The sequence below is a fragment of the Microbacterium oleivorans genome (genome assembly GCF_001691565.1).
In the GTDB taxonomy this organism is placed as follows: domain Bacteria; phylum Actinomycetota; class Actinomycetes; order Actinomycetales; family Microbacteriaceae; genus Microbacterium; species Microbacterium oleivorans_B.
This window is the reverse complement of sequence record NZ_MAYO01000003.1, coordinates 2,322,628-2,348,885: the sequence shown is the minus strand read 5'-3', so window position 1 is coordinate 2,348,885 and position 26,258 is coordinate 2,322,628. Positions and strand designations below refer to the sequence as shown.

The window sequence follows — 26,258 nt, the reverse complement described above, 5'->3', positions numbered from 1 at the left end:
CGCCGCTCAGACGGCCGGGATGACCCCGCGCATCGCAAGGTCGCCAAGCCAGGCGAGGCTCGGCTTCGGCGTCCGCGCGAACGTCTCGTGGTCGACGTGGATGAGACCGAAGGTCGGCCGGTAGGAGCCCCACTCGTAGTTGTCGAGCAGCGACCAGTGCAGGTAGCCGCGCACGTCGAGACCGTCGCGGAGAGCGGCCGACACACCCTCGAGAGCACCCGTCGTGTAGTCGATGCGCCGACTGTCGTCGGCCGTCGCCATCCCGTTCTCGGTGACGATCATGGGGATGCCGCCGGTCACCTCGTGGGTGTGGCGCAGCGCGTGACCGAGAGCCTCGGGGTAGTACTCCCAGCCCGTGAGGGTCCGCTCCACGTCATCGGGGAAGGGCACCGGCCCGTCGGGCCCGATGATCGTCCGCAGGTAGGACTGCACGCCGATGAAGTCGTCGTTCCGCGCCTGCTCGAGGTAGTAGTCCTCGCGCCAGTAGCCCCATTCGTCGCGCTCGGTCTCGAACCCGGGCACAGCCTGGTACACCTGGTTCGCCACCGACCACCCGCTCTTCACATGCCCGAGCCCCGACAGCACCTCGCGCGACGCGTGGTGCGCGGCGGCGATGACCTGGGCGACGTGGGGCGAGGGGCCGGGGAAGTTGACGCCCTGCTCGGTGTCGATCTTCGCCTCGGTCTGATTGACCATCATGTTCGGCTCGTTGATGGTCACGACGTGCTCGACGTCGTCGAGGATCCGCGTGGCGGTCTCGGTGTACCGGCGGAACCGGTCGACGACGTCGTCGGCGTACCAGCCCCCGTCGCGGCCCTGCCAGCGCGGAACCGTGAAGTGGTGGAGCGTCACGAACGGCGTGATGCCGGCGTCCCGGCAGGTGTCGATCATGCGGCGGTAGTGGTCGAGCTGCGCGCGCGAGACGATCCCCTTCTCGGGTTCGATGCGCGCCCACTCGATCGAGAACCGGTAGGTGTCGAGGCCCGCCTCGGCGAGCAGACGGATGTCCTCGGGATAGCGGTGGTACGAGTCGCACGCGTCGCCGGACGGCTCCTCGACGGTCGTGTCGGGGGCGTGCTCGAACTCCCAGTGGGCCGTGTTCACGTTCCCGCCCTCGATCTGGTGCGCGGCCGTGGCGGCGCCCCAGAGGAAACCCTCGGGCGCCGGGGTCGTCGGTCCGGTGTGCGTCGTCATGCGGGGGTCCTTTCATCGGATGCCGCGGGGGCCGCGGCCGGGGTCTGGTCGAGCTCGACGACGGCGCAGCCGTACGCGTCGAGGTGCAGAGTGTCGCCGCGCAGGTGCGCGGCGTATCCGTGAACGAGGCGGCCACCGGCATCCGGGACCGTCCGCGGGGTTCGCGACGGGTTCAGCGCGACGAGCAGGGAGCCGCCTCGCACATAGGTGAAGGGGTAGCCGGTCGTCCGGACGTCGACGGGCGCGCGGGCCGAGAGCCGCCGGTCGTCCCGCCGCAGAGCGACCGCGCCGCGCACGAACGTCAGGAGCGACTCGGGATCGTCCCGCTGAGCCGCGACCGTCGGACGGTCGGGATCAGGATCCTCGGGCAGATACCGCGACGTGTGGATGCCGGCGCCCATCTCTCCCCACTGCATCGGCGTCCGCGAACCGGCACGCTCGTAGCGAGGGCCGAGCGAGGATCCCTCGTGAGGCGCGAGCCCGGGCACGTACCGCATGCCGATCTCGTCGCCGTAGTAGATCGAGGGCAGGGCCGGCCACGTGAGCACGAGGAGAAGAGCGGCACGGGCCTGTTCGGCATCGCGCGGTCCGCTCACGAGACGCGTGAAGTCGTGGTTCGCCGTCGGCAGACCGACGACACCGCCGCGGCCGTCGCGGTCGATCGCGTCGGCGGCGTCACGCCACGCGGTGACGAAGTCCGCAGCATCCCCCGTCCCCTCGGCGCCCGCCCATACCTCGGTCTGATTCCACGCCTCGTGGACCGTGCCGGCGTTGTCGTTCAGGAGCGACTTCAACGGCCAGCCGTCGCTGTCACCGCCGAACTGCAGGAAGAAGTCACCGTGGAAGCCGGCGGGGATCGCCCGCGCCGGGTCGCCCCACTCCGACAGGAGGATGCGGCCCGGATGGGTCTCATCGAGTCGCGCGCGGATCTCGTTCCAGAGCTTCGCGGTCTCGACGTGGCCGGGATCGTCCTTGACGAGCGACGCGGCCATGTCGACCCGGAACCCCTGTACGCCGCGGTCGTACCAGCGGCGGATGATGTCCACGAGGGCGTCGCGGTTCTGCCGCGGGCCGTCGGCGTCGACGGGCTGACGCCACGGCTCGGCGGCGTCCGCGCGCGCGTAGCCGAAGTTCAGGGCGGGCTGGAAGGCGAAGAAGTTGGGTTTGTAGAACCCGCCGCGCGGGCCCGGGACAGGCTCGAAGCCGTCGGCGTCGCGATCCGAGAAGACGTAGCGATGATCGGTCGGGTCGGCGATCGCGGCGCGGAACCACGGGTGCTCATCGGAGGTGTGCCCGGCCACGAGGTCGAGGATCACGGCGATGCCCCGCCGATCGGCCGCGGCGATCAGCCGATCGAGCGCGTCGTCGCCGCCGTAGCGCGGGTCGATGTGATCGAAATCGGCGACGTCGTAGCCCGCATCGCGCATCGGCGACACGAAGCAGGGGTTCACCCAGACCGCGTCGACACCGAGCCAGGACAGGTGGTCGAGGCGGGCCGCGACTCCGTCGAGGTCGCCGATCCCGTCGCCGTCGGCATCAGCGAAGCTCTGCGGATACGCCTGGTAGAGCACGATGCGATCGAGTCGATCGGCGAGGGTCGATGACGGCATGACTCGTTCCTCTCTGCGTCGTTGCAGGCCATGTAACCGGTTACCCCGGGGAGAGTACCTGATGTATCCGGTTACATCCAGCGACGAGTCGGGTGCTTCGGCCCGTCCCGGACCACCCGCGTCCTCGACGCCGAGTCACGGACGACGCCGCAGCGGAAGACGGATGCGGTCGCCGCGCTCCGCTGAGCGGATGCGTCAGCTCGCGCCCCGACGGACGGCATCCGCGATCCGCTCGACGACGGCATCGACGTCGGCCGCGGCGGCTCCGCTGTCGGCGTCGTACAGGAACTCGGTGCGACCGCGACGGATGCCGCAGTAGTCGAGGATCCCGGTCCCGATCTGCGTCGCGATCGCCGCGTCGTAGCCGCGCCGTTCGTACAGCGCCGCGTCCGACCCCGCGATCGGGATCATGTGCGCCGTGAGGCGGCCGAGCCCCGGCCGGATGCCATCCCCCTCGCCGACGCCGAACGCCCACCCGTTGACGAAGACGCGGTCGATCCATCCCTTGAGGACGGCCGGCATCGACCACCAGAAGACCGGGAAGACGAGGACGAGATGGTCGGCGCGCTCGACACGCGCGATCTCAGCGGCGACGTCATCGGGGTAGTCGCCCCCGGCGAGGAAGGAGTGCCGGTCGGCGAGGGTGAACCGGGGATCGAACCCCTCCGCTGCGAGATCGGCCATCTCGACCTCGCCATCGGGCAGTGCGGCTGCGAGCCGCGACGCGACCTCGTGAGTGAGAGATGTGGGATCGGGGTGGGCGACGACGATCAGTGAAGACACCCCTCCATTGTTCACCGAGGAGGATCGGGAAGAAGTTTTTAGCACATCGATCTTGTCCCCCGAAAGGGGGACAAGATCGGGTGGGGGCGTCGGTACATTCGTGTCGCTGTAGACCAACAGTTGGGGAGCTGGTTAGCCCGCACCCGGACTGGTTTCTGGGGGTTCCAGGCGTTCCCGCGTGCGGGCCACGCTACAGCGCGACGATCCGGCTGGGGTCTGGGGGAGACCCCGCTCCAGCCGGATCATCGGATCGCTTCTCTTTCGACCCGCTTCGGCGTATCGTCGCCGGCAACCCAGCCCCGGGTGTCCGCGCGGGATCGCGTCTCCGATCGTCACGGTGACGCATCCGGGGCCCCGGCCGTCGACCCGCCCTCCCCCCGCGGCTCGCGTCCGGGACCCTCCCGCCGGATGGTGCGATGTCGGAGCCGGCGACGAGGATGACCTCGTGTCCGCCTCGCTTCCGTCTCCGTGCCGTGTCTGCGGCGGCTCGACCGGCGACCGCGTCGATGGTCTCTGGCACTGCGTCCGCTGCGGCTGGCGCCTGGGCGATGCGCCGGACGCCGACCTGCCGCACCCCCGCATCGACGTCGTGTACTACCTGCGGTACCGGGACCGAGTGAAGATAGGGACCTCCGCGACACCTCGACGCCGACTCGCCGCGATCATGCACGACGAGCTGCTCGCCTTCGAACCGGGCGACCGCCGCATCGAACACGACCGTCACGTCCAGTTCGCCGACCTCCGCGAGGGAGGCGAATGGTTCAGCCTCACCGGCGCTGTGCTCATCCACATCGATCAGGTGCGAGCGCGGGTCGGCGAGCCGTGGGCCGCGTACGACCGCTGGCTCGGTGACGCCTACCGTCGCCTCTCCTCGTGAGCCGGGGTTGATGTAACCGGTTACCGGCGCTACAGTCGCTCGATGTATCCGGTTACATCATCCCCGGATCCCAGGCTCACGAGGAGGTGACGGAGGGACATGACCGACGCGCGTACCCCCCGTCCGCGGACGGGTTCCCGACCGACGATCCGCGACATCGCCCGCGAGGTGGGTGTCTCGGTCGCGACGGTTTCGCGAGTCACTCACGACGACCCGCGCGTCACCGGGGAGACGACAGCGCGTGTGCGTGAGGCGATCGATCGCCTCGGCTACACGCCCTCGTCCCTCGGCCGCGCGCTCTCGTATCAGCGCACGAACACGCTCGGAATCGTCCTGCCGGGTCTGGGCGGGCCCTACTTCGCCGCGCTCATCGAAGGCGCCGAATCGGTCGCCGTCGAGCGCGGCGTCGCGATCAACGTGCTCGGAACCCACCTGAGGCCCGACGCCGTGGCATCCGTCCGGCAGCTCGCCGAACGCACTGACGGTCTCATCGTGGCGGGTGGGACGATCCCGGATGCCGAGATCACCCGCCTCGCCGCGACCGGGCGCGTCGTGGTGGTCGCCGGCGAGAGCGCCGAGGCCCCGGCCGTAGTGACCGACGGCCGGAGCGCCGCCGCCGAGCTGACCCGCCACCTCATCGAGGCCCACGGCCACCGGCGACTGTGGTTCGTGGGCGAGCCCGCCGGCTCCCCCGACACGACCCTCCGCTACGAGGGATTCCGCGACGCCCTCCGCGACGCGGGGCTGCATGAGGCCGGCGCGCCGCTGCGCTACGGACTCGACGTCCGCAGCGGGGCCCTGGCCGCCCGTCAGGTGCACGAGAGCGGACTGCCCGATGCTCTCGTCTGTGCGAACGACGAGCTCGCCATCGGCCTGCTCGCGACCCTGCCGGGGCTCGGCCACCGCATCCCGCAGGACGTGGCCATCACCGGGTTCGACGACCAGTCCCTCGCCGAGATCGCCTCGCCCCGACTGACCACCGTGCACCAGCCGGTCACCGAACTGGGTGCGCATGCCGCAGCGGGTGCGCTCGGCGACGACCTCGAGCCGCGGACGGTGCTGCCGACGCGGCTCGTGATCCGTGAGTCCTGCGGCTGCGCTGCCGCGAGGGGCGACGAGGCGACGACGGACTGAGAACCGGGCGCCGCGCGCCCCACCCGAGGAACGAGGAGGTTCCGATGAGAACGCGCACGAGAACGAGGATGGCGGCGAGCGCCGCCCTGGTGTCCGCACTGCTGGCGACGTCCGCCTGCGCGAACATCGGCCTGACGCCGGCGCCGGCCGCCGAAGAGGGCATGATCGCCGAGATCCGGATGCCGTCGGAGGCCGCCGGATCGGTGCAGGGCATCCTGAACTACAACTGGCTGTCACCGAACGCCACCGTGCAGACCTGGCTGTTCGAGCCGCTGATGATCCGCGACCGCTTCACCTGCGAGGCGATCCCCTGGCTCGCGACCTCCTATGAGTGGCCGACCCCCGACCGCATGGTGCTCACGCTCCGGGAGGGTGTGCAGTGGAGCGACGGCGAACCCTTCACCGCCGACGACGTCGTCTACACGTTCATGGTCGGCAAGGAGTTCCCCGCCGCGGACCGGGCCGGCATCTGGGGCGAGTACTTCGGCGCACCCGCCGAGAACGTTCGGGCCATCGACGACCACACGGTGGAGATCCAGTTCTCAGGCGCTGCGGTGCCGAAGACCGACGGCATCCTCTCGACGATGAAGATCCTGCCCGAGCACATCTACGCCGAGCAGGGCGACCCGACGCTCTTCGTCGACACCGTCGGGGTCGCGACCGGGCCGTTCGTGCCGAAGGACTACAACGGGCGACGCCTCATCCTCGAGCGCAACCCGAACTACTGGAATGCCGACGAGGTGAAGATCCAGCGGATCTCGATGGAGGGGCAGTACGACGCCAACTCCGGTGCTCTCAAGCTCCGCGGCGGAGCGCTCGACCTCTACCGCGGCGACATCCCCAATCCGAACCGTTCGGTGGTCGCCCCCGACCCCGAGAACGCGCACTTCTTCTACCCGCCGGACGCGACGACGGTGATCGCCCTCAACAATGAACGGCCCGTGCTGGACGACCCGAAGTTCCGCGAGGGGTTCGCCTACGCGATCGACCGCGAGGCGATCACGGAGCGCGCGACCTACGGCATCATGGAGCCCGCCAGCCAGTCGATGCTCCTCCTCCCCTACCAGGAGCAGGACATCCCCGAGAAGTGGCGCGGCAAGGAGACGATCCCCTACGACCCCGACAAGGCCAACGAACTCCTCGACGCCGCCGGCTACGAGAGGAACGCCGACGGCTGGCGGGTCGACGACGAGGGCAGACCGCTGTCTTTCGTCTTCAGCGTGCAGGCCGGCTGGATGGACATCATCGCGATGGCCGACGTCGTGGTCCGCAACGCCAAGGACGTCGGCGTGCAGGTGAAGATGGTCACCACCGACCCGAACGCGGTCGACGGGATGCAGCGCTCCGGGAACTTCGACATGGTCGTCGACTTCGTCGGCGGCGGGTGCCAGCGGTCGAGGGATCTCGGCGCGCGCCTGCAGTCGTCGCAGATCTCGCACGACAAGGAGCTCCTCCTCAACCGCGCGCGTTACTCGAACCCTGAGATCGACGCGCTGATCGACGAGTGGGCGAACGTCACGGACCCCGCCCGCGCGAAGGAGATCGAGGAGCGCGTCATCGACGTGTTCATGACCGAATTCCCGTACATCGCCCTGCAATACGCGCCGAGCCGCCTGATCTACCGGACCGAGAACGCGGTCGGGTGGCCGAGCGAGGACGATCCGTACCCGGTCGATCAGCTCATCCGCCTCGCGTCCGAACTTCGCCCCGCTGACGACGCGGAGGCTCCCACCGGGACCGGGGAGGACTGAGCGATGGTCTACTACGCACGCAAGACGGGCTACTTCCTGCTCACGCTGTGGGCGGCAATCACGCTGAACTTCGTCATCCCGCGGCTGCAGCCGGGTGACCCCGCCGAGATCATGGTGACCCAGCTCACCGGACGCGGCGAGGTCGACCCCGCACAGGTTGCGGCCATCAAGACGATGCTCGGCTACGGCGACGACAACGTGTTCGTCGCGTACTGGCAGTACCTGCAGCAGCTGGCCGCCGGGGACCTCGGCATCTCGTTCACCTACTTCCCCGCGCCGGTCATCGAGGTGCTCGGCAAGGCGCTCCCCTGGACGCTCGTGCTCGTGGGGTTGACGCAGATCCTGTCATTCGTGATCGGCACCCTCCTCGGCGCGGTCGCCGCGTGGCGACGCAACAGTCGCTTCGACGCGACCATCTCGGTCGGATCCACCTTCGTCGGCAACCTGCAATCCGTGTGGATCGCCCTCATCGTCGTGTTCCTGTTCGCCTACACGCTGGGGTGGTTCCCCGCGACGGGCGGATACGGGTACACGGACCCGGGCACGCCCGAGCACATCGCCGACGTGGTCGCCCACGGCTTCCTGCCCGCGCTGACCCTCATGATCACCGCCCCGATCGGCTTCATCCTGTCGATGCGCAACACGATGGTCCAGGTGCTCGGAGAGGACTACATCCGCCTCGCCTCAGCGGCCGGGCTCAAGGAGCGGACGCTCGCCCTCGGCTACGCCGCCCGGAACGCACTGCTGCCGGTCATCACCGGGTTCGCGCTCTCGCTCGGCGTGCTGATGGGCGGCTCGATCCTCATCGAGACCGTCTTCGATTACCCCGGCATGGGGCGCCTCATGGGCGAGGCGACCAGCAACCGCGACTTCCCGCTCATGCAGGCGATCCTCCTCGCGACGATCGTGATCGTCCTCACGGCGAACTTCATCGTCGACCTCATCTATCCGCTCATCGACCCCCGCGCCCGCAAGGCGTCGGCCTGAAAGCCGGGTGACGAACATGGCTCCTGAAGAGACCCCCCTCCCGCAGCCGGCATCGATGCCGCAACCGGCGGGCGGCGTGCTGCCCGACCGCACCGAACCCGTCCGGACCTTCCGCCGACGGGTCACCGACGCGGACGCCTCGACCAAGGAGGTCGTCGCCGTCGTCCGCCCGCCGCGCTGGTACCAGGTGATCTGGTCGAGCCGGAAGGCGCGAGTCGGCATCGTGATGCTCGCGATCTTCGCGCTCGTGGCGATCCTGGCGGACGTGTTGACGCCGTACAGCCCGACCGACGCGTCGTTCGCGCCATCGCAGGATCCGAGCGCGACCCACTGGCTGGGTACGAACACCCTCGGGTACGACATCGGCACGCAGCTCGTCCACGGCACGCGGCTCTCGTTCGCGATCGGCGTGCTGGGTGGCCTTGCGACGATCGTCATCGCGATCGTCGTGGGGCTGCTGGCCGGCTACCGCGAGGGGAGTGCTCTCGACGACGTCCTCTCCTTCGCAACGAATCTGGCCCTCGTCATCCCGGTCCTGCCGCTGATGATGGTCATCGTCGCCTACAGCGAGACGCGAGGACTCGCGCTGCTCGTCTTCGTCGTCGCGATCACGAGCTGGGCGGGCGCGTCCCGCGAGATGCGCGCCCTCATCATCTCGATGCGCAACCGCGACTACGTCACGGCCGCCCGTTTCGGCGGCGACGGGATGCTGCGCATCGTCTTCCGCGAGATCATGCCCAACATGTCGTCCCTGATCGTCTCGGGATTCATCGGGGCGGCGACTGCCGCGATCGCGGCCGAAGCCGGCCTGTCGTTCATGGGCTTCGGAGACCCGAACACCGTCAGCTGGGGCCAGATGCTCGCCCAGGCGAACGCCAACGGCGCGCTCGTCCAGGGGCTGTGGGTGTGGCTCGTCGCCCCCGGTGTCATGCTCGCGCTCCTCATGACGTCGCTGACGTTCGTGAACTTCGGCGTCGACATGCTCAGCAATCCGCACCTGCGCGAAGAGGAGGAGAAGTGATGGACACTGCGGCATCCGTACTCTCGGTCGAGAACCTGTCGGTGCAGTACCGGCCCAAGGTCGGCGCGGTCGTCGACGCCGTCAAGAACGCGTCGCTCCAGGTCGCGCCGGGAGAGTTCGTCGGCCTCGCCGGGGAGTCCGGCTCGGGGAAGACGACCTTCGCTCAGGCGGTGCTCAAGCTGCTGCGCACCCCCGGACGCATCACGGGCGGGACGATCCGCTGGGGCGATCAGGACGTCACCGATCTGTCGGGCGACGACCTGCGCCCGTACCGATGGTCGTACGTGTCGACGGTGTTCCAGTCGAGCATGAATTCGCTCAATCCCGTCGTCCGGGTGCGGCGCATGTTCGAGGACGTCATGCACGAGCACACCGACCTCACCGACCAGCAGATCCGCGAGCGCTGCGAGGAGCTGTTCGACCTCGTCAGCGTCGACAAACGGTTCCTCGGCATGTACCCGCACGAGCTGTCGGGGGGCATGCGGCAGCGCGTGAACCTCGCCCTCGCACTCGCCCTGCAGCCGCAGCTCGTCCTCTTCGACGAGCCGACCACGGGCCTCGACGTCGTCGTGCAGAAGTCGATCCTCGACAAGATCCGCGAGCTGCAGGAACGCGAGCGCTTCGGCGCCGTGCTCATCACGCACGACATGGGCACGCTTCTCGACTTCTCGGACCGGGTCGCCGTCATGTACGAGGGCGAGATCGTCGAGGACATCGCGGCGACGGATGCCGTGAGCCCCGGCCCACGGCATCCGTACTCGATCCACCTCGTCGGGTCCTACGCGGAACTTCTCGGCGAGGACGTCGCCGGCTACACCGGTGCCGAGCTGGACGAGCCCGCCGAGGTGTCGCAGGAGGCTCCGATCCAGGGGCGGACGGTGCTCGACATCGAGGACCTCGGCCGTCGGTTCGCGAAGCGCCAGGGGATGAAGACCGAGCACGTCGACGCCGTGAAGGATGTCTCGTTCACCCTCCGCGAGGGAGAGGTGACGGCGCTCGTCGGCCAGTCCGGTTCGGGCAAGTCGACGATCGCCCGCATCCTCACCCGTATCGACGTGCCCTCGTCGGGATCGGTCCGGTACGCCGCGAAGGCCGACGGATCGATGCACGACATCGCGAAACTGCGCGGCAAGATCGCGCGGGAGTACCGGCGGAACGTCCAGTACGTCTTCCAGGACCCCTACGCAGCGCTCAACCCGACACTGACGGTCGGGTACTCGCTGGCCCGGCCTCTCGTGAACTTCCTCCACGTCGGACGCCGCGAGGCGATCGAGCGCTCGGCGAGCCTTCTCGAGACCGTGGGACTCACCCCCGCCGGGCGCTTCATCGGCCGTCTGCCGCATGAGCTCTCGGGCGGCCAGCGCCAGCGCGTCGTCATCGCCCGCGCCCTCGCGGCCGAGCCACGGTTGATCATCGCCGACGAGCCCATCGCGAGTCTCGACGTGTCGATCCGCGCCGAGATCCTCGAGGTGCTGCAGTCGCTCGTGGCCGACCACGGCGTGGGAATGCTCTACATCACTCACGACCTGCTCTCGGCGAAGAGCCTCGCGAACCACGCGCTCGTCCTCAAAGACGGTGAGCTCATCGAGTCCGGGCCCGCAGACCAGGTCATCGACAACCCGCAGGCCGCCTACACGCGGCAACTCCTCGACGCCATTCCCAACCCCTTCGAGAAGAGGTCCGCCGCATGACGCTACCCGCCATCGAAACCCTGCCCGCCGACATCCGCGACCTCACCGAAACGGAGGTGGATGCCTCGATCCGCTGGCTCTGGCGCTTCTCGACGCCATCCGGGCCGGGCACCGGGCTCGTCCTCGACAAGGACGACCTGCCGGACGTCGCCACCGTCGCCGCGACGGGCTTCGCCCTCGCCGCGTGGTGCGTGGGCGTGGAGCGCGGCATCCTCGATCTCGCCGAGGTCCTCGACCGCGTGCGCGGCACGGTGCGGACCCTCGAGCACACGGTACCGCAGAAGAACGGCTTCCTCGCACACTTCGTCGATGCGAACACCGGGGAGCGCCAGGGTCGGTCGGAGTATTCGACGATCGACACGACCCTTGCCCTCTGCGGAGCGGTGGTCGCGGCATCCTTCCTCGACGACCCCGAGGTGACGGCAGCGGTCGACCGGATGCTGGCGCGCATCGACTGGGACTGGATCACGACCGTCGACGACACCGGGCGCACCCTCGTGCGCATGGCGTGGGTCGCGTCGGCCACGGACGACTACGCGGACGGCGCCGACGGCGACGGCTTCGTGAGCCAGTGGGACATGACGGCAGAGCAGCTACCGATGTACCTGCTCGCCGCAGGCCACCCCGACGTCACCGCCGACCGCGCGCAGGCGCTGTGGGACGGGTTCGACAAGCCCGTCGGCGAGTACGGCGGCCACGAGTGCGTGTACGAACGCGCCGGCACCCTGTTCGTCTACCACTTCCCCCTGGCGTTCTACCCCTTCCAGCGCGTGCGGGACCGCGACGGCCGCGACTGGTGGGCGAACGCACGCGAAGCGACGCTCGCGAACAAGGCGTGGTGCGCCGACCAGGCTGCACGGTCGAAGACGTTCGACGCCGGCCTCTGGGGACCCGCCGCCGGGGAGGGCCCGAGCGGCTACGTCGTCAACGGCGCGCATCCTGCCGGACACGAGCCGCGTTGGGACGGCACGATCCCCCCGGTGTCGCTGTTCGGCGCCCTCGCCCTCGCCCCCGACGAGGTGGTGCCCGCTCTCCGCGTGCTGCGGGACGAGCACCCGGGGGCCTGGAACGAGTGGGGCGCGACCGACGGCGTCAACCTCGAGGGCGACGAGCCGTGGTACGCCGGCCCGCGTTACGGCCTGAACAAGGGCGCGACGGCCGTGCTCGGCGCTGCGGCGCTCGGGTCGACCGTGGTGTGGGATGCCTTCTCGCGGCATCCGTGGATCGCCCGCGGCGCCCGGAAGCTCGGCTTCACACGGGTGTGACGGCGCGTCAGCCGCGATCGAGGAAGACGCCGAGGCGGTCACCCTCGAGGACGAACTGGATCGCGCGTCCGTCGGGAAGGTCCGCCTTCGGGGCGGCGTCGCCGGTCAGGGGGACGGCCGCCGACGCCGGGAAAGCGCCGACCGCGCAACCACCCCAGGCGATGCCGTCGTAGCCCCACCCGTCGGACTCATTCGCGTCGCGTCGGTCCGGCAGGAGTGCGGTCTCGAAGACCTGGATGCACACCGCATCCCCGTCGCCGCCGGCGAGATACCCTGCGGCCGTCTGGAGGATCGTCAGCCCCTCGTACTCGAACACCGGAGCTCCCTCCTCCCACCCGAAATAGCCCGGCGGCACCCGGGACGTCATGCTCGGCGCGACCGTCGCGATCTGCGGGGCGCCCGACGAGGCCGAGACCGGAGTGATGGCGACCGCCGAATACGTGAGGCCGGCACCGAGCAGCGCCGCGACCACGACGGCGGTGGTCCACATCGCGGTCCGGACGCGCGGGCGGCGCCAGAAGGTCGGCTCCGCGTCCGCACGCGGCGCAGCATCGGGCCCGCTCCGCGTCGCACGGGCATCCTCCTCCGGGAGGGCATCGTCGGTGGGGGTGGAGGCAGGCGTTTCCTCGACCAGGACGGGTCGCGCCGCGTCCTCGAGTTCCTCGAGGCGGCGCATCGCCTCCGGATCGGAGTGGATGTCGGCGGCCGGCCCGTAGGCGCGAGCGCGCAGCGTTCGGAGCTCATCGCTGATCGGGATCCCCATCCGAGCATCGTGGCACACGGCATCCGTACCTGTTTTCGTCCGACGCGCAAGGGCGCGCTCGACCAGCGTGAGCGGGGGTACCCTCGTCCCTCATGAGCACTACCGGCACCATCCCCGCTGACGCCTTCTCGATAAAGAGCCCCTACGGGCGACGAGCGATCGGCCTATCGATCGCCGCAGCGGTCGGCGGCTTCCTCTTCGGGTTCGACTCCTCCGTCATCAACGGCGCTGTCGACGCGATCGAGGGCAACTTCGAGCTCGACAAGGTGCTCACCGGTTTCGTCGTGGCCGTCGCCCTCCTCGGCTGTGCCGTCGGCGCCGTCGTCGCCGGGAACCTCTCGGACCGCTGGGGCCGCCTCAAGACGATGATGCTCGGCGCCGTGATGTTCTTCGTGTCCTCGATCGGATCCGGGCTCACCTTCAGCGTCCCCGACCTCATCGTGTGGCGCGTCGTCGGCGGCATCGGGATCGGCATCGCCTCGGTGGTCGCTCCCGCTTACATCGCCGAGATCGCACCGCGCCAGATCCGCGGCAGCCTCGCCTCGCTGCAGCAGCTCGCGATCACGCTCGGTATCTTCGCCGCCCTCCTGTCGGACGCCGTCCTCGCCAACAGTGCCGGCGGCGCCGCGGAGCAGCTCTGGCTCGGCCTCGAGGCCTGGCGCTGGATGTTCCTCGTCGGTGTCATCCCGGCGGCCGTGTACGGCATCCTCGCCTTCACGATGCCGGAGTCGCCGCGATTCCTCCTCGCGAAGGGTCGCAACGACGAAGCGCGCGAGATCTTCTCCCGCCTCGTCCCCGCCGCCGACCTCGACAAGTCCGTCAACGAGATCCGTTCGGCCATCGACGAGGACCGCAAGAGCAAGGGCGCGTCACTGCGCGGCCCGGTCCTGGGCCTTCAGGGCATCGTCTGGGTCGGCATCATCCTGTCGACGTTCCAGCAGTTCGTCGGCATCAACGTGATCTTCTACTACTCGACGACGCTTTGGAAGGCCGTCGGCTTCGACGAGAGCAACTCGCTGCTCATCAGCGTCATCACCTCGATCACGAACGTCGTCGTCACGCTCATCGCGATCTGGCTCGTCGACCGCGTCGGACGCAAGCCGATCCTCCTCACCGGTTCGGTCCTGATGACTCTGTCGCTCGCAACGATGGCGCTGGCGTTCGCCTTCGCGGTGACCGTCGACGGCGAGGTGTCGCTGCCCGGTGCGTGGGGGCCGATCGCCCTCGTCGCCGCGAACCTCTTCGTCGTCGGCTTCGGCGCATCGTGGGGCCCGCTCGTGTGGGTGCTCCTCGGCGAGATCTTCCCCAGCCGCATCCGCGGCAAGGCGCTCGGTGTCGCCGCGGCGGCCCAGTGGATCGCCAACTTCCTCATCACGGTGTCGTTCCCCGCGATGTCGGGCTGGTCGCTGCCGCTCACCTACGGCATGTACGCCCTGTTCGCGGCCCTCTCGTTCGTGTACGTCGCCTGGCGCGTGCCCGAGACGAAGGGTATGGAGCTCGAGCAGACCGAGACCCTCTTCGTGCGGAAGCCCAAGGAGAAGTCCGCGCGCTGAGCCGCGATCGGTTCCGGGGACGCGTGTCGTCTCCCGGCCGGCCGCAGCGCGACACGACGCGCCCCCGGAAGCCCAACTCAGGGCTCCGGGGGCGCGTTCGTGCGAGGCCGGCTCAGGCTAGAACCGACGCCGCGACGGCGACGACGAGCTCGATCGACTCGTCCTCGCCCACCGACACCCGGACGCCGTCGCCGGCGAACGGCCGGACGACGAGGTCGGCGGCCTCGAAGGCTGCGGCGACCTCGAGCGACCGCTCCCCCGCGGGCAGCCAGACGAAGTTCCCCTGCGCGGTCGGGATGTTCCAGCCGATCTCGCGCAGCCGGGCGACGAGCCGGTCGCGCCGCTCGGCGACGACGGCGACGCGCTCGCGGAGCTCATCCTCGGCGTCGAGGCTGGCGAGGGCCGCGGCCTCGGCCTGGGCCGTCACCGAGAGCGGGATGCCGGCGCTGCGGGCGACGTCGAGGATGCGCGGGTGACCGACGGCGTACCCGATGCGCAGGCCCGCGAGCCCGTACGCCTTCGAGAACGTGCGGAGGATCACGACGTTGTCGTGCCCCGCGGCGATGACCTGCTCGCCCTTCACGGCGGAGGCGTCCGTCACGAACTCGACATACGCCTCGTCGAGGATGATCAGCACGTCGGAGGGTACGGCCGCCACGAACGCGTCGAAGTCGGCCTGCGTCACGACGGCACCGGTCGGGTTGTTCGGCGTGCAGACGAAGACGGCGCGAGTGCGATCGGTGACGGCCGCGGCGAGCGCGGGGAGGTCGACTGCGGCGTCGTCGTTCAACGGGACCATGACGGGGGTCGCGCCCGTGACCGTCACGATGCCGGGGTACGCCTCGAAGGAGCGCCAGGGCAGGACGATCTCATCACCCACGGATGCCGCGGCCTGAGCCAGCTGGTAGAGGATCGACACCGATCCGGCAGCGACGTGGATGCGGTCGTCGCTCACGCCGAACCGCTCGGCGAGCCGCGCCCGGAGGCGTCCGGCGAGAGCGTCGGGATAGCGGTTGAACGCGACGGCGTCACGCACCGCGGCCACGACGCCGGGGAGCGGATCGAAGGGGTTCTCGTTGCTGGACAGCTTGTAGGCGGTGGCGCCGGCCTGCTTGCCCTGCTTGTACGAAGGGAGCGCGGCGATCTCGGGGCGAACCCGGACGGGGATGTCGGTCACGCGATGAGTCTACGAGCGGGGTGGCGACCTGCGTGGGAGACTGCGGGCATGCGCTTCATCGTCCGCGTCGTGATCAACGCATTCGCCATCTGGGTCGTCACCCTCATCCAGCCGCTGCGCGTCGAGGTCACCCCGTTCGCACCCGGCGAGACCCTGCAGCTCGTGCTGTCGCTCCTGGCGGTCGCTGCGGTGTTCGCGATCGTCAACACGGTGATCGGCACGATCCTGAAGATCCTCGCCTTCCCGCTCTACATCCTGACGCTCGGTCTCATCTCGCTCGTCATCAACGGGTTCCTGTTCTGGCTGACCGGGTGGTTCACCGAGTGGTGGGGCTGGGGTCTGTCGGTCGAATCGTTCTGGCTGGGCGTGGTCGCGGCGCTGCTGATCTCCATCATCAACTTCGTCTTCGGGATCATCCTGCGTCCGCAGACGAAGGCGTGACGCCCTCCTCGGTGTCGTAGACGAAGACCTCGACCGACTCGGCCCGCCCGAACTCGGCCAGGCGCTCCCGGACGGCATCCATCCGCGGATCGGAGGATGCGTCCAGCATCTCGGCGGTCTCGGTGTAGGCATCCATCTGGTGGGAGTCGAGCCCGGGCCACGGGTTGACGTTCCGCTCGACGGTCATGCTGCCCTGCGCGCCGATCGAGGAATCGTGTCCGCCGGCGGCGAGAAGGGGGACGACATCGTCGCTGTGGCGGAGGTCGACCTGCAGGGTGTCCGCTCCCACATCCGCCTGCACGGGATTGCCGAAACCCACCAGCATCGGCACCTCGTACTCCTCTTCGAGAGCGACACGGCTGGCGATCATCGCCCCCTGCGAATGCCCGCTGACCATCACGGAGTCGCCCGGCTTCGCGCCCGCCTTCTCGAGCGCGATCCGAACCGACTCGTAGGACGATGACGCGGCACCGAGGTACAGCGGCACGTTCGTCCCCATGCTGAAAGCGCCGACGTCGCCCCGGATCCTCGTCCCCGAGACGTACAGCGCGAATCGTCGGTCTCCCCCCGGCATCGTGTACCGCTCGACCCGGATGTCGCCGGGACGCTCCGTCGACGGCTGCCGCCGGGCGAGAACCGACAGCGACTCGGGCGCCGTGCCCTCACGGACGGTGATCAGCCTGACCGTCGGGGTCCTCGGCGTCCCCACGAGCTTGCTGCCGTCCGGGATCGCCCCCTTCCCCGCTGCGCGGATCTGCGCCGCTGCCGCCCCGTAGGTCGCCATCACGAGCGGCCCGACGAACGGAAAGGCCACGGTGCTCCAGAACAGCTCGCCCCCCACCGTCGCGAAGGGGTTCGGGGCGTCGGCGAGCGCCCTTGCCGCGAGCTGGACGGCTTCGGGAGAGGACGCCTCGAGCTCCTCGATACGGCGGGTCAGCAGCACGGCCTCCCGCCGATCGTCGACACCTCCGGCCGCCGCAGCGGCCCGCCGTGCCTGCAACTCGACGAGCTCGTAGGCCGACGCGGTGTCCCGAAGGGCGGTCACGAGCATGCCGCCCTGCTCGCAGATCGTCGTCGCGACGCTGACCGGGTGCGCCGCGGTGCCTCCGATCATGGTGAGACCGAGCAACTGATCCACCTGCTCCAGCGACGCGCGGAGATCCTCGGCGCCGACCGTCGCGAGGCTCGCCCGCGTCGCGGCGTCGCGCAGCGTCTCCGTGTCGACGGCGACGACACGTCCGCTCCGGATCTCGATCTCACCCACTCACCCCACCGCCAGCATCCACTGGCGATCGCGCTGCGTTTGGTCGATCACCGACGGGATCGACGCCGTCAGGCGCGCGATTTCGTCCTCCCAGGCCGAGAGGGCCGCGCGGAAGGCGTCCGCGGCGTTCGCACTCCAATCGACGACGGGCGCCAATCGGCGGACCTCGTCGAGCAGCTGGAGGGCCTGCCCCTCGGCGATCTGCAACAAGGCGAGCGCACGGTCGAGGGTGGCCAGGCGCTCCTCGAGCGGGGCGCCCCAGAGGTACGGAGACGGCGCGACGGCATCGGACATGCCTCGAGGGTGACCCGCGGCATCCGCTTCTGAACGGCCTCAGCGTCGGGCGGGGGATGCCACGGGTCGAGGCCCGGTCTGTGCAGAAGTCTCTTCCATCAGCACAATGGAGGGGTGCCCGCGCCCGATGATGCTTTCCGCGTGGTTTTCGTGTGCACCGGGAACATCTGCCGCTCCCCGATGGCGGAGGTGGTCTTCCGGTGGTTCGCCGATCAGGCGGGACTCGGTGACCGCGTGGTGTCGACGAGCGCCGGGACCGGCGAGTGGCACGTCGGCGAACGCGCCGACAGCCGGACCCTCGACGCCCTCGACCGGCGCGGCTACGACGGCACCCGCCACCGGGCGAAGCAGTTCTCCCGCGAGGACTTCGACCGCAACGACCTCGTGATCGCGCTCGACCGATCGCACGAGCGGATCCTCTCGGAGTGGGCGCGGAGCCCCGCCGACGTCGACAAGCTCGCGCTCCTGCTGACCTTCGACCCGCGCGGAGACGGTGTGCTCGACGTCCCGGACCCCTACTACGGGGGCCCCGAGATGTTCGACGAGGTGCTCGGTATGATCGAGAGCGCCAGCCGGGCGTTGTTCCGGCAGCTCGAACCCGCGCTTCGCCGGTGAGCGCACCCCCCACCGAACGGAGTCGCGTGTCCTCCCTGCCTTCGATGTCCCTCAGCCCGCTCGACGGTCGCTACGCGGCCGCGGTCGCGCCGCTCGCCGAGTACCTCTCGGAGGCGGGACTGAACCGCGCCCGGGTCGAGGTCGAGGTCGAGTGGATCATCGCGCTGACCGATCGCGGCCTGTTCGGCTCGGCGGCCCTGACGGACGCCCAGAGGGAGTCGCTCCGCGCCCTGTACCGCGACTTCGGTGCCGACGAGATCGGCTGGCTGGCTGAGAAGGAAGCGGTCACCCGCCACGACGTCAAGGCGATCGAGTACCTCGTGCGGGACCGGCTCTCGTCACTCGGACTCGACGCGATCGCCGAACTCACGCACTTCGCGTGCACCAGCGAGGACATCAACTCCGCCTCGTACGCCCTCACCGTCCAGCGCGCCGTCGAGCGCGTGTGGCTGCCGAAGCTCCACGCCGTCGTCGCCTCGCTGACGCAGCTGGCCGAAGAGCACCGGGACGCCGTCATGCTCTCGCGCACGCACGGTCAGCCCGCGACGCCCTCCACGATGGGCAAGGAGCTCGCCGTCTTCGCGTGGCGCCTGCAGCGCGTCGCCGCGCAGATCGCGGGAGGCGAATACCTCGCGAAGTTCTCCGGTGCGACCGGCACCTGGTCCGCCCACCTCGCGGCCGAGCCCGACGTCGATTGGCCGGTCCTCTCGCGCGGCTTCATCGAGGGTCTCGGGATCGGTTTCAACGAGCTCACGACGCAGATCGAGTCGCACGACTGGCAGGTCGAGCTCTACGACCGCGTGCGGCACGCGGGCGGCATCCTGCACAACCTCGCCACGGACGTGTGGACCTACATCTCGATGGGCTTCTTCGCTCAGATCCCTGTCGCCGGGGCGACCGGATCGTCGACGATGCCGCACAAGATCAACCCGATCCGCTTCGAGAACGCCGAGGCGAACCTCGAGATCGCCGGCGGGCTCTTCGCGACGCTCTCTGCGACCCTCGTCACGTCGCGTCAGCAGCGCGACCTCACGGACTCCACGACGCAGCGCAACATCGGCGTCGCCTTCGGCCACTCGCTGCTCGCGCTCGACAACCTGCAGCGCGGCCTCACCGAGATCTCGCTGTCGCGCGACGTGCTGCTCGCCGACCTCGATGCGAACTGGGAGGTCCTCGCCGAAGCGATCCAGACCGTCGTGCGCGCCGAGATCGTCGCGGGTCGCTCGCAGATCACCGACCCGTACGCGTTGCTGAAGGACCTCACCCGCGGCCGCCGCGTCGGCGCTCCGGAGCTCGCCGAGTTCGTGAACGGACTCGACATCGGGGATGCCGCGAAGCAGCGCCTGCTCGCACTGACGCCCGCCGGCTACGCGGGACTCGCCGACCGGCTGGTCGGTCTGCTCCGCTGAGTCGCGGAGCGGACCGGTCCGGACCGGTCGTCAGCCGAGGCGGGTCAGTGCTCGGTGGGCGGGGCGTGCCGGCGATCAGCGTCGCCGTCACCGGGGCGCGCGGCCTCGTCCTCGGGGTCCAGCAGCAGGCCTCGGGTGACGGGCTTCGCCATCTTCGCCGGGTCGACGGCGAGCAGCGACAGCGCCATGATCACGAGCGTCGCGATGAACGTGATCCCCGCGACGATGCCGGCGACGACCCACGCGCGCACATGCATGTCGGCCGCCCCGGCGCGCTGCTCCTGCAGGACGCCCATCGACACGAGCGTGACGACACCGGCGAAGACCGCAGCCAGCAGGGCGAAGCCGAGCAGGTGAACCGGGCGCATGAGATCGCGTCGGGTGGGATTCTTCTCGCTCATGAGCGGCCTCCAGCGGCATCCGTGTCGGCCGTCTCGACGGCAGCCGCCGTGTCAGGGCGGGGTGAGAACGCGGCGATCCCGAGGTACACGGCGACGATCGCCGCATAGCCCCCGAACACGCCGACGCCGATCGTCGACCCCGTGAGGGTGAACGAGCGACGCGCCTGTTCGATGTAGTACTCGAGCATGTAATCCCGCGGGATGAACGCCATCGCGACCCCGAGGATGATGGTGAGGGTGCCGACGAAGACGGCTTCGCGCGCGGCGGGGTCCCGGCGGCGGCGCCCGACGATGCCGATGATCAGTTCCGCGACGCCGGTCACGAGTGCCCAGACGAGCACGGTCGTGAAGAAGCCGTCGACCGTACGGAGCACGGGGAGGGTCGCGATCATCCCCGCAACCACGGTGAGGATGCCGAGGAGCACCGCCTGCCAGCGCTCACCCGCGGGGAACACGAGCCACGCCGACAGGATGAGGATGAGCGCGGTCGCGACGGCGAACCCGCTGAACACCGACATGCCGACCTGCGCGGAGTGGTCGGCCGAGAAGGTGATCATGACCGCCGCGAGCGCCGAGAAAAGGGCGCGCCCCATCTGCAGGTGGCGCAGCTCGAAAGCGCGGGGGGCAACGTCAGACACAGGCGTGGTACTCACAGACGGGAATGGGATGCCCCCAGTTTAGGTCGTTCACCTGGTTCCGTCCTCCGCGGGACGGGATGCGGTTGACTGGGCCCATGCTCTCGCGCCGCAGCACCTCCTCCGCCATCGCCGGGGTCGGTGTCGCCGCGACCCTCCTGCTCAGCGGGTGCACGCCTCCCGAGGAACCCGCCGCGGAGTCGCCCTCCCCGTCGGCGTCGTCCACGCCGAGTCCCGCCGCCCCCACCCCGTCGCCGACGCCGACGTCGACGCCCGCGCCGAAGACGCCGCGAACCGTCGCGAGCGGACTCGACGCACCGTGGTCGATGGCTGTGGTCGGGGACACCGTCTTCGTCAGCGAACGCGACACCGCCCGCATCCTCGAGGTCGCCGCCGACGGGACGACGCGTGTCGTCGACACGATCGCGGGCGTCGCGCACAGCGCCGAGGGCGGGCTGCTCGGACTCGCCTCGGACGGCGACTCCCTCTTCGTCTACTCGACCGCGCGCAGCGGCAACCGCGTCGAGAGATACCCGCTGACCGGGGCGCCGGGCTCGTACGGGCTCGGCGAACGGGCTGTCGTCATCGACGGGATGCCGGCCGGTACCCACCACAACGGCGGTCGCATCGCGTTCGGCCCCGACGGCATGCTCTACATCGCGAACGGCGACACGAGCGACGAACCGGCGTCGCAGAACCCGCGATCGCTGGCGGGCAAGATCCTGCGGATTGCGCCGGACGGCGGCATCCCGTCGGACAATCCCGACCCGACGTCGGCCGTCTACAGCCTCGGGCACCGCAACGTGCAGGGCTTCGCGTGGGCCGAGGACGGCACGATGTTCGCGAGCGAGTTCGGCCGCAACTACCGCGACGAGCTCAACATCATCGAGCCGGGCGGCAACTACGGCTGGCCGTATGTCGAGGGCACCGGCGGCGAGGCGGACGGATACATCGACCCCGTCCAGACCTGGCCGACGGATGCCGCCAGCCCCAGCGGGATCGCCATCGTGGACGACACGATCCTCATCGCCAACCTCCGCGGACGCGTGCTGCGCGCCGTCCCTGTGGCGGATCCGTCCTCCTCGAGCGAGCTCTACGCCGGCGAGTACGGCCGGCTGCGGGACGTGACGGTCGGTCCCGACGGCACGGTCTTCGTCCTGACCAATGACACCGACGGTCGGGGGACACCCGCCGAGGGCGATGACCGGATCGTCAGTCTCGCGGTGCCGCGGCCCTGACCAGTTCGCGAATGCGCTGCTCGACGGCATCCGTCATCTCGATGACCGCGAACGAGACGGGCCACATCGGGCCGTCGTCGAGCTGCGCGGTCTCGTCGAAGCTGACGGTGCCGTAGCGGGTCTTGAACTTGGATGCCGGTTGCCAGAAGACGACGACCTTGCCGTCCTTCGCATAGGCCGGGAAGCCGTAGAACGTCTTCGGGTTGAGGTGCGGCGCTTCTTCGAGGACGATGACGTGCACCCGCTCGGCGATGATGCGGTCGGTGCCCTCGAGTGCCTCGATCGCGTCGAGGCAGGCCTGATTCTCCTTCTCGATCTTCGCGAGGCCCTTCAGGCCCTTCATCGCCTTGAGCTCGTCGGCGCGCTGCGTCATCGCAGCCTTCTCGGCGTCGCTGAAGCCGGCCCCCTCGCTGGTGTTGCCTGCCATGGTCGCTCCCTCCCGGTCTTCTGCCGATACTGCCACTCGCAGAATGGCGGGTCGAGAGTCGGTTCCGGGGACGCGAGGTATCGTTTCGGATGCCGCGAGGCGGCAGGTTGCGTCCCCGTAACGGGGTCAGAGGCCGCGGTAGCTGCGGCCGTGAGGATGCGTGAGAGCGACGGGCTCGCCGTCCACGGCGAGGACGAAGCGGTGCCGCTCCCCCGGCGGCACGATCCGCTCGAACTCGGGGAAGACGCCGATCCCCTCGTTCGAGAGCCACACGGCATCCGTGTCCACCATCGTGCGTCGGAACCGCTCACGGTCCTCGGGACTCAGATACGCGAGCACCGCGGTGTGGAAGACGACGAGCGTCGCGTCGGCGGGTGCGGATGCCGCGGCATCCGCGATCAGGTCGTTGAGGTCACCCGCGCGGATCGGCGCGGGATCGGATGCCGCGACCGCCATGGCGGCGCGCAGCCTGACGCGCCGGTCCTCGTGCTCGGGCCAGACGAGGGCGTCGAGCCACGCGAGCGTGTCGGGATCTGCCGGGTCGAGCGGGTTCAGGTCGATGCCTCCGCGCCAGACGACCTCGGGCAGGCGAGAAGGAGGCTCGGCGTTCTCGAGCCGACAGTCGATCACGACGCCGGACCGTTCCGCCGGGTCGAGCGCCGCGACGGTGCCGCCGTCGTCGGTGTAGCGGTACGCGTAGCGATCGGGGTAGAGGCACAGCCCGGCGGAGGCGCCGACTTCGAGCAGCGCGAGCGGGCCCGGGATGCACGCGAGCTGCGGCAGCAGCACGGCGCAGCGCGCGGCTTCGTTCGTCTGGGTCGCGTGCGTGAGCGCGACGTCGCGGATGCGCGGCCACCGCGCGATGGCCGTGTCGCGGGCATCGCGCCACGGCACGACGGGCACCTCGGCGACACGCATCGCGGCGAAGACGAGGTTCGCCTGCCGCTTCGCGCGCGGCAGCTCGTCGATCAGCGCGAGCATCTGGGCGTCGTCGGCGATCCCGCGCGCCCACCCCTCGTACGCCGCCGACGAGCCGCGCGCCTCGAGCGCGCCGAACGTGCGGTAGTGCTGCGCCGTCGGCGAATCGGATGCCACGCCCCAGGACGGCAGATCGGTCATGGCGCGAGCGTAGCGCGGCGCGGATTCGGAGATCTCCCGCAGATTCGGACCCGGCAGCGCGCGAGCGTCCGAATCCGGCCGGGAAGTCCGAATCCGAGGACGTGAGGGATGCCGCGCCGCGGCCTACTCGGCGAGGAAAGCCAGCGCCGCCTCGCGGAACGCGCGGGAACCCGGGGCGTTGAAGTGGTGGCGGTCCGGGATCTCGACGAACCGACCCTGGGGCGTCGCGGCCGCGAGGGTGCGGGACCCCTCGATGATGCCGTCCTTCGTCCCCGTCGCAAAGAGCACGGGCTGACCCGGCGCACGACCCGGGTCGGGGTCGACCGTGCCGGTTGCGCGCATGCCGCGGGCGATCGCGAGCAGCGCCCGCAGGTCGTTGCCCGGCACCCGCTCGGTGAGCGTGATGTAGTTCAGGGTCACCGCATCCGTCACCGGCTCACCCTCGTCGACGTACGCCTGAACCTGGTCGAGGTCGAGACGACCGAGCGGCACCCCGTCGGGGACGCCGCCGAGGACGACCCGCGGGATGCGGGGCTCCAGGTCGCGCGCGACCTCCCACCCGACGCGGGCGCCCAGCGAGTAGCCGACGTAGAGCGCCTCGTCGACGAGATAGGTGTCGAGGACGGCCTCGACGTCGGTGACCATCGTGCGCAGGGCGTACGCGCGCGACTCATGGGGCTTGTCGCTCGCGCCGTGCCCGCGCTGGTCGACGGCGAGCACGCGATAGCCGGCGCGCAGGAGGTCGCGCACCCAGCCCGTGTTCACCCAGTTGTCGCGGGCGCTCGAGGCGAACCCGTGCACGAGGAGGACGGTCGCGGCATCCGCCGGTCCCCACTCGTACGTCGCGACGCGATACCCGTCGCCGACCATGACGAACTGCGGGTCGGGGATCTCGGTGAGCGCGGGGAACACGGTGGTCATCCCCCGATCATGCACCCCGCAGGCGACTCGCCGGAATCGCTTGCGTCACGGCCCGCGGGTGGTGCAGGCGGGCCGAGGTCCCGATCGGGCCGGGAATGGCGGGGCGATTCCCGGCCCGCACGGGACCTCGAGACGGGTGCGACCTCAGCGCTTGCGGGCGAGTCGCCGCGGGGTGCCGGGGCGACGGCGCAGGGCCCGCCGCATCCGGGACGACACCTGCGGCAGCGGCACCGGCTGCGTCACGACGGTCTCGACGGTCATGGAGCCGTCGACCGGCCCGATCACCGCGATCGGGGTCGTCGGAGTGATCGTCATGGGCGCCATCGGCATCGTCGCGAGCATCTTGTGCGCGCGGAGGTACGACGGGATGAGGATGACGGCCGCCGAGATCCACGCGAGCGGGTTCGACCAGGCGACGCCGATGAACCCGAACAGCGACCCGAGCAGGATCGCTGCGACGGCGCGCGCGATGAGTTCCACGACCCCGGTGACCGTCGGGATGACGGCGTTGCCGAGGCCCTGGAGCGCGCCGCGCGTGACGAACAGGACACCGAGCGCCGTGTAGCTGAGGCCGTTGATCACGAGCATCGAGACGGCCAGGTGGACGACCTCGTCCGCGCCGTCGCCGACGAAGATGCGGACGATCGGCCCGCCGAGCGAGATGAGCACAATGCCGAGGGCCACCGCCGCGCCGAGGGCGATCCACGTCGCCTGCACCACGCCGCGCCGGATGCGGTCGGGGCGGCCGGCACCGTAGTTCTGCGCGACGTACATCGAGACCGCGAGCGACATCGACTGCAGCAGGGCGACCGCGAGGCCGTCGACCCGGGATGCCGCGGTGTAGGCGGCGATCGCCTCGCCGCCGAGCGTGTTGAGTGCGACCTGCACGGTGAGCGCGCCGATCGCGATGATCGAGGCCTGGAACCCCATGGGGAGGCCGAGGCGGAGGTGCGCGACGATGTCGGCGCGGGTGATCCGCCAGTCCTCGCGTCGCAGGTGCAGCTCGGGGATGCGGCGGCGCACGAACTCGAGGCAGAGCAGGACCGACGTCGCCTGCGCGATGACGGTCGCGAGCGCCGCGCCGGCCACGCCGAGGCCGAGCCACGCGATGGCGGCGATCACGAGGACGACGTTCAGCGCGCACGAGACGATGAGGAAGATGAGCGGCGTCCGGGAGTCGCCGATGGCTCGGATGACCGCCGACAGGAAGTTGAAGAACATCAGCGCGCCTGCGCCGAGGAAGCTGACCTGCGTGAAGATCGTCGCATCGGCGAGGAGCTCGGGCGGTGTCTGCAGCGCGACGAGTGCCGGCTCGGCGATGAGGGGAGCGCCGATGGTCAGGATGATCGTCGTGATGCCGCTGAGGAACGCACCGGTGGCGACGGAGCGGCGGACACCGGCGGCATCCATCGCGCCGTAGGCCTGCGCGGTGGGGATCGCGAAGCCGGACGTGAGGCCCCAGGCGAAGCCGAGGAGCAGGAACAGCAGACTGCCTGTCGCGCCGACGGCGGCGAGCGCGTCGACGCCCAGGAGACGCCCGACGACGATCGTGTCGGCGAAGTGGTACAGCTGCTGAACCACGTTGCCGATCATCAGCGGCAGGGTGAAAAGAAGGATGACGCGCCAGGGGCGGCCCGTCGTGAGAGAGGTGGCCATACGGGCTTTCGGGATTTCGAATCGATTCGAGG

25 protein-coding genes are annotated in these 26,258 nt (G+C 70.0%); 12 read left to right on the top strand and 13 right to left on the bottom strand.

The features are described 5' to 3' along the window. Positions 1 to 6: 6 nt before the first annotated feature. From BBA86_RS14130 to BBA86_RS14120, 3 genes are all read right to left on the bottom strand, one after another. The gene (locus BBA86_RS14130; protein WP_065572138.1) at positions 7 to 1,194 is read right to left on the bottom strand and encodes a glycoside hydrolase family 1 protein; all 1,188 of its coding nucleotides are present in this window, start codon (positions 1,192 to 1,194) and stop codon (positions 7 to 9) included. Next, positions 1,191 to 2,804, bottom strand: a complete 1,614-nt coding sequence (locus BBA86_RS14125) for an alpha-amylase family glycosyl hydrolase (protein WP_065572137.1) — start codon at positions 2,802 to 2,804, stop codon at positions 1,191 to 1,193. Before BBA86_RS14125 ends, BBA86_RS14130 begins: the two co-directional genes overlap by 4 nt. A 195-nt stretch (positions 2,805 to 2,999) precedes the next feature. Next, positions 3,000 to 3,587, bottom strand: a complete 588-nt coding sequence (locus tag BBA86_RS14120; RefSeq protein WP_065572136.1) for an NAD(P)H-dependent oxidoreductase — start codon at positions 3,585 to 3,587, stop codon at positions 3,000 to 3,002. A 445-nt stretch (positions 3,588 to 4,032) separates the two neighbouring features. Between BBA86_RS14120 and BBA86_RS14115 the strand changes: the two genes are divergently transcribed. From BBA86_RS14115 to BBA86_RS14085, 7 genes are all read left to right on the top strand, one after another. After that, on the top strand, positions 4,033 to 4,464 hold the full coding sequence (locus BBA86_RS14115) for a hypothetical protein (protein WP_065572135.1): 432 nt from the start codon (positions 4,033 to 4,035) through the stop codon (positions 4,462 to 4,464). Positions 4,465 to 4,563: 99 nt separating this feature from the next. Next, the gene (locus BBA86_RS14110; protein ID WP_065572134.1) at positions 4,564 to 5,598 is read left to right on the top strand and encodes a LacI family DNA-binding transcriptional regulator; all 1,035 of its coding nucleotides are present in this window, start codon (positions 4,564 to 4,566) and stop codon (positions 5,596 to 5,598) included. 44 nt (positions 5,599 to 5,642) lie between these two features. Then, a complete protein-coding gene (locus BBA86_RS14105) occupies positions 5,643 to 7,349 on the top strand; it encodes an ABC transporter substrate-binding protein (protein ID WP_083199606.1) in 1,707 nt (568 codons plus the stop codon). A 3-nt stretch (positions 7,350 to 7,352) separates the two neighbouring features. Continuing rightward, complete coding sequence (locus BBA86_RS14100) at positions 7,353 to 8,336, top strand: ABC transporter permease (protein WP_065572132.1); 984 nt, start codon at positions 7,353 to 7,355, stop codon at positions 8,334 to 8,336. Between the two features lie 16 nt (positions 8,337 to 8,352). After that, positions 8,353 to 9,357 (top strand): ABC transporter permease, encoded by a 1,005-nt coding sequence (locus BBA86_RS14095; RefSeq protein WP_065572331.1) that lies wholly within the window; start codon positions 8,353 to 8,355, stop codon positions 9,355 to 9,357. Continuing rightward, positions 9,357 to 11,048 carry an ABC transporter ATP-binding protein gene (locus tag BBA86_RS14090; protein ID WP_065572131.1) on the top strand — a complete coding sequence of 564 codons (1,692 nt, stop codon included), beginning with the start codon at positions 9,357 to 9,359 and terminating at the stop codon, positions 11,046 to 11,048. The genes BBA86_RS14095 and BBA86_RS14090 overlap by 1 nt, the downstream gene beginning before the upstream one ends. Next, positions 11,045 to 12,313, top strand: a complete 1,269-nt coding sequence (locus tag BBA86_RS14085; RefSeq protein WP_065572130.1) for a glucoamylase family protein — start codon at positions 11,045 to 11,047, stop codon at positions 12,311 to 12,313. Before BBA86_RS14090 ends, BBA86_RS14085 begins: the two co-directional genes overlap by 4 nt. 7 nt (positions 12,314 to 12,320) lie before the next feature. Here BBA86_RS14085 and BBA86_RS14080 read toward each other — a convergent pair whose 3' ends face one another. Next, positions 12,321 to 13,076: a hypothetical protein gene (locus BBA86_RS14080; RefSeq protein ID WP_065572129.1), complete on the bottom strand. Its 756-nt coding sequence runs from the start codon at positions 13,074 to 13,076 to the stop codon at positions 12,321 to 12,323. Between the two features lie 92 nt (positions 13,077 to 13,168). Here BBA86_RS14080 and BBA86_RS14075 point away from each other — a divergent pair, with 92 nt between their 5' ends. Then, a complete protein-coding gene (locus BBA86_RS14075; protein WP_065572128.1) occupies positions 13,169 to 14,629 on the top strand; it encodes a sugar porter family MFS transporter in 1,461 nt (486 codons plus the stop codon). A 112-nt stretch (positions 14,630 to 14,741) separates the two neighbouring features. Here the strand turns inward: BBA86_RS14075 and BBA86_RS14070 are convergent, their stop codons facing one another. Then, on the bottom strand, positions 14,742 to 15,806 hold the full coding sequence (locus tag BBA86_RS14070; protein WP_065572127.1) for a histidinol-phosphate transaminase: 1,065 nt from the start codon (positions 15,804 to 15,806) through the stop codon (positions 14,742 to 14,744). Positions 15,807 to 15,854: 48 nt separating this feature from the next. On the opposite strand from BBA86_RS14070, the gene BBA86_RS14065 reads away from it, so the two are divergent. Then, the gene (locus BBA86_RS14065; RefSeq protein WP_065572126.1) at positions 15,855 to 16,247 is read left to right on the top strand and encodes a phage holin family protein; all 393 of its coding nucleotides are present in this window, start codon (positions 15,855 to 15,857) and stop codon (positions 16,245 to 16,247) included. On the opposite strand, the gene BBA86_RS14060 is transcribed toward BBA86_RS14065, so the two are convergent. Both BBA86_RS14060 and BBA86_RS14055 read right to left on the bottom strand, forming a co-directional pair. Continuing rightward, a complete protein-coding gene (locus BBA86_RS14060; protein WP_065572125.1) occupies positions 16,219 to 17,511 on the bottom strand; it encodes a hypothetical protein in 1,293 nt (430 codons plus the stop codon). The genes BBA86_RS14065 and BBA86_RS14060 overlap by 29 nt on opposite strands. Next, entirely contained in the window at positions 17,512 to 17,805 is a 294-nt protein-coding gene (locus BBA86_RS14055) for a hypothetical protein (RefSeq protein ID WP_065572124.1), read from the bottom strand. It abuts the gene before it with no gap. 114 nt (positions 17,806 to 17,919) lie between these two features. Here BBA86_RS14055 and BBA86_RS14050 point away from each other — a divergent pair, with 114 nt between their 5' ends. Then, a complete protein-coding gene (locus BBA86_RS14050) occupies positions 17,920 to 18,420 on the top strand; it encodes a low molecular weight protein-tyrosine-phosphatase (protein WP_223247109.1) in 501 nt (166 codons plus the stop codon). 26 nt (positions 18,421 to 18,446) lie between these two features. Next, positions 18,447 to 19,829 carry an adenylosuccinate lyase gene (gene purB / locus BBA86_RS14045; protein ID WP_065572122.1) on the top strand — a complete coding sequence of 461 codons (1,383 nt, stop codon included), beginning with the start codon at positions 18,447 to 18,449 and terminating at the stop codon, positions 19,827 to 19,829. Positions 19,830 to 19,873: 44 nt separating this feature from the next. Here the strand turns inward: purB and BBA86_RS14040 are convergent, their stop codons facing one another. Continuing rightward, positions 19,874 to 20,230, bottom strand: coding sequence for a hypothetical protein (locus tag BBA86_RS14040; RefSeq protein ID WP_065572121.1), 357 nt, complete (start codon positions 20,228 to 20,230; stop codon positions 19,874 to 19,876). After that, complete coding sequence (locus BBA86_RS14035; protein ID WP_065572120.1) at positions 20,227 to 20,868, bottom strand: acyl-CoA synthetase; 642 nt, start codon at positions 20,866 to 20,868, stop codon at positions 20,227 to 20,229. The genes BBA86_RS14040 and BBA86_RS14035 overlap by 4 nt, the downstream gene beginning before the upstream one ends. Positions 20,869 to 20,963: 95 nt before the next feature. On the opposite strand from BBA86_RS14035, the gene BBA86_RS14030 reads away from it, so the two are divergent. Then, positions 20,964 to 22,103 carry a PQQ-dependent sugar dehydrogenase gene (locus BBA86_RS14030; protein WP_065572119.1) on the top strand — a complete coding sequence of 380 codons (1,140 nt, stop codon included), beginning with the start codon at positions 20,964 to 20,966 and terminating at the stop codon, positions 22,101 to 22,103. On the opposite strand, the gene BBA86_RS14025 is transcribed toward BBA86_RS14030, so the two are convergent. From BBA86_RS14025 to BBA86_RS14010, 4 genes are all read right to left on the bottom strand, one after another. Next, positions 22,078 to 22,530, bottom strand: coding sequence for an iron chaperone (locus BBA86_RS14025; protein ID WP_065572118.1), 453 nt, complete (start codon positions 22,528 to 22,530; stop codon positions 22,078 to 22,080). The two genes, BBA86_RS14030 and BBA86_RS14025, sit on opposite strands and share 26 nt — an antisense overlap. Before the next feature lie 126 nt (positions 22,531 to 22,656). Next, positions 22,657 to 23,649 carry a DUF2332 domain-containing protein gene (locus tag BBA86_RS14020; RefSeq protein WP_065572117.1) on the bottom strand — a complete coding sequence of 331 codons (993 nt, stop codon included), beginning with the start codon at positions 23,647 to 23,649 and terminating at the stop codon, positions 22,657 to 22,659. A 123-nt stretch (positions 23,650 to 23,772) separates the two neighbouring features. After that, positions 23,773 to 24,570, bottom strand: a complete 798-nt coding sequence (locus BBA86_RS14015) for an alpha/beta fold hydrolase (RefSeq protein WP_065572116.1) — start codon at positions 24,568 to 24,570, stop codon at positions 23,773 to 23,775. Between the two features lie 144 nt (positions 24,571 to 24,714). Then, a complete protein-coding gene (locus tag BBA86_RS14010) occupies positions 24,715 to 26,226 on the bottom strand; it encodes an MATE family efflux transporter (protein ID WP_065572115.1) in 1,512 nt (503 codons plus the stop codon). Between the last annotated feature and the right edge of the window lie 32 nt (positions 26,227 to 26,258).

Excerpts from the sequence above, each read along its gene's own strand:
- BBA86_RS14130 (WP_065572138.1), bottom strand. The coding sequence starts at position 1,194 with ATGACGACGCACACCGGACCGACGACCCCGGCGCCCGAGGGTTTCCTC.
- BBA86_RS14125 (WP_065572137.1), bottom strand. The coding sequence starts at position 2,804 with ATGCCGTCATCGACCCTCGCCGATCGACTCGATCGCATCGTGCTCTAC.
- BBA86_RS14110 (WP_065572134.1), top strand. The coding sequence starts at position 4,564 with ATGACCGACGCGCGTACCCCCCGTCCGCGGACGGGTTCCCGACCGACG.
- BBA86_RS14105 (WP_083199606.1), top strand. The coding sequence starts at position 5,643 with ATGAGAACGCGCACGAGAACGAGGATGGCGGCGAGCGCCGCCCTGGTG.
- BBA86_RS14100 (WP_065572132.1), top strand. The coding sequence starts at position 7,353 with ATGGTCTACTACGCACGCAAGACGGGCTACTTCCTGCTCACGCTGTGG.
- BBA86_RS14095 (WP_065572331.1), top strand. The coding sequence starts at position 8,353 with ATGGCTCCTGAAGAGACCCCCCTCCCGCAGCCGGCATCGATGCCGCAA.
- BBA86_RS14090 (WP_065572131.1), top strand. The coding sequence starts at position 9,357 with ATGGACACTGCGGCATCCGTACTCTCGGTCGAGAACCTGTCGGTGCAG.
- BBA86_RS14085 (WP_065572130.1), top strand. The coding sequence starts at position 11,045 with ATGACGCTACCCGCCATCGAAACCCTGCCCGCCGACATCCGCGACCTC.
- BBA86_RS14080 (WP_065572129.1), bottom strand. The coding sequence starts at position 13,076 with ATGGGGATCCCGATCAGCGATGAGCTCCGAACGCTGCGCGCTCGCGCC.
- BBA86_RS14075 (WP_065572128.1), top strand. The coding sequence starts at position 13,169 with ATGAGCACTACCGGCACCATCCCCGCTGACGCCTTCTCGATAAAGAGC.
- BBA86_RS14065 (WP_065572126.1), top strand. The coding sequence starts at position 15,855 with ATGCGCTTCATCGTCCGCGTCGTGATCAACGCATTCGCCATCTGGGTC.
- BBA86_RS14055 (WP_065572124.1), bottom strand. The coding sequence starts at position 17,805 with ATGTCCGATGCCGTCGCGCCGTCTCCGTACCTCTGGGGCGCCCCGCTC.
- BBA86_RS14040 (WP_065572121.1), bottom strand. The coding sequence starts at position 20,230 with ATGAGCGAGAAGAATCCCACCCGACGCGATCTCATGCGCCCGGTTCAC.
- BBA86_RS14030 (WP_065572119.1), top strand. The coding sequence starts at position 20,964 with ATGCTCTCGCGCCGCAGCACCTCCTCCGCCATCGCCGGGGTCGGTGTC.
- BBA86_RS14025 (WP_065572118.1), bottom strand. The coding sequence starts at position 22,530 with ATGGCAGGCAACACCAGCGAGGGGGCCGGCTTCAGCGACGCCGAGAAG.
- BBA86_RS14020 (WP_065572117.1), bottom strand. The coding sequence starts at position 23,649 with ATGACCGATCTGCCGTCCTGGGGCGTGGCATCCGATTCGCCGACGGCG.
- BBA86_RS14015 (WP_065572116.1), bottom strand. The coding sequence starts at position 24,570 with ATGACCACCGTGTTCCCCGCGCTCACCGAGATCCCCGACCCGCAGTTC.
- BBA86_RS14010 (WP_065572115.1), bottom strand. The coding sequence starts at position 26,226 with ATGGCCACCTCTCTCACGACGGGCCGCCCCTGGCGCGTCATCCTTCTT.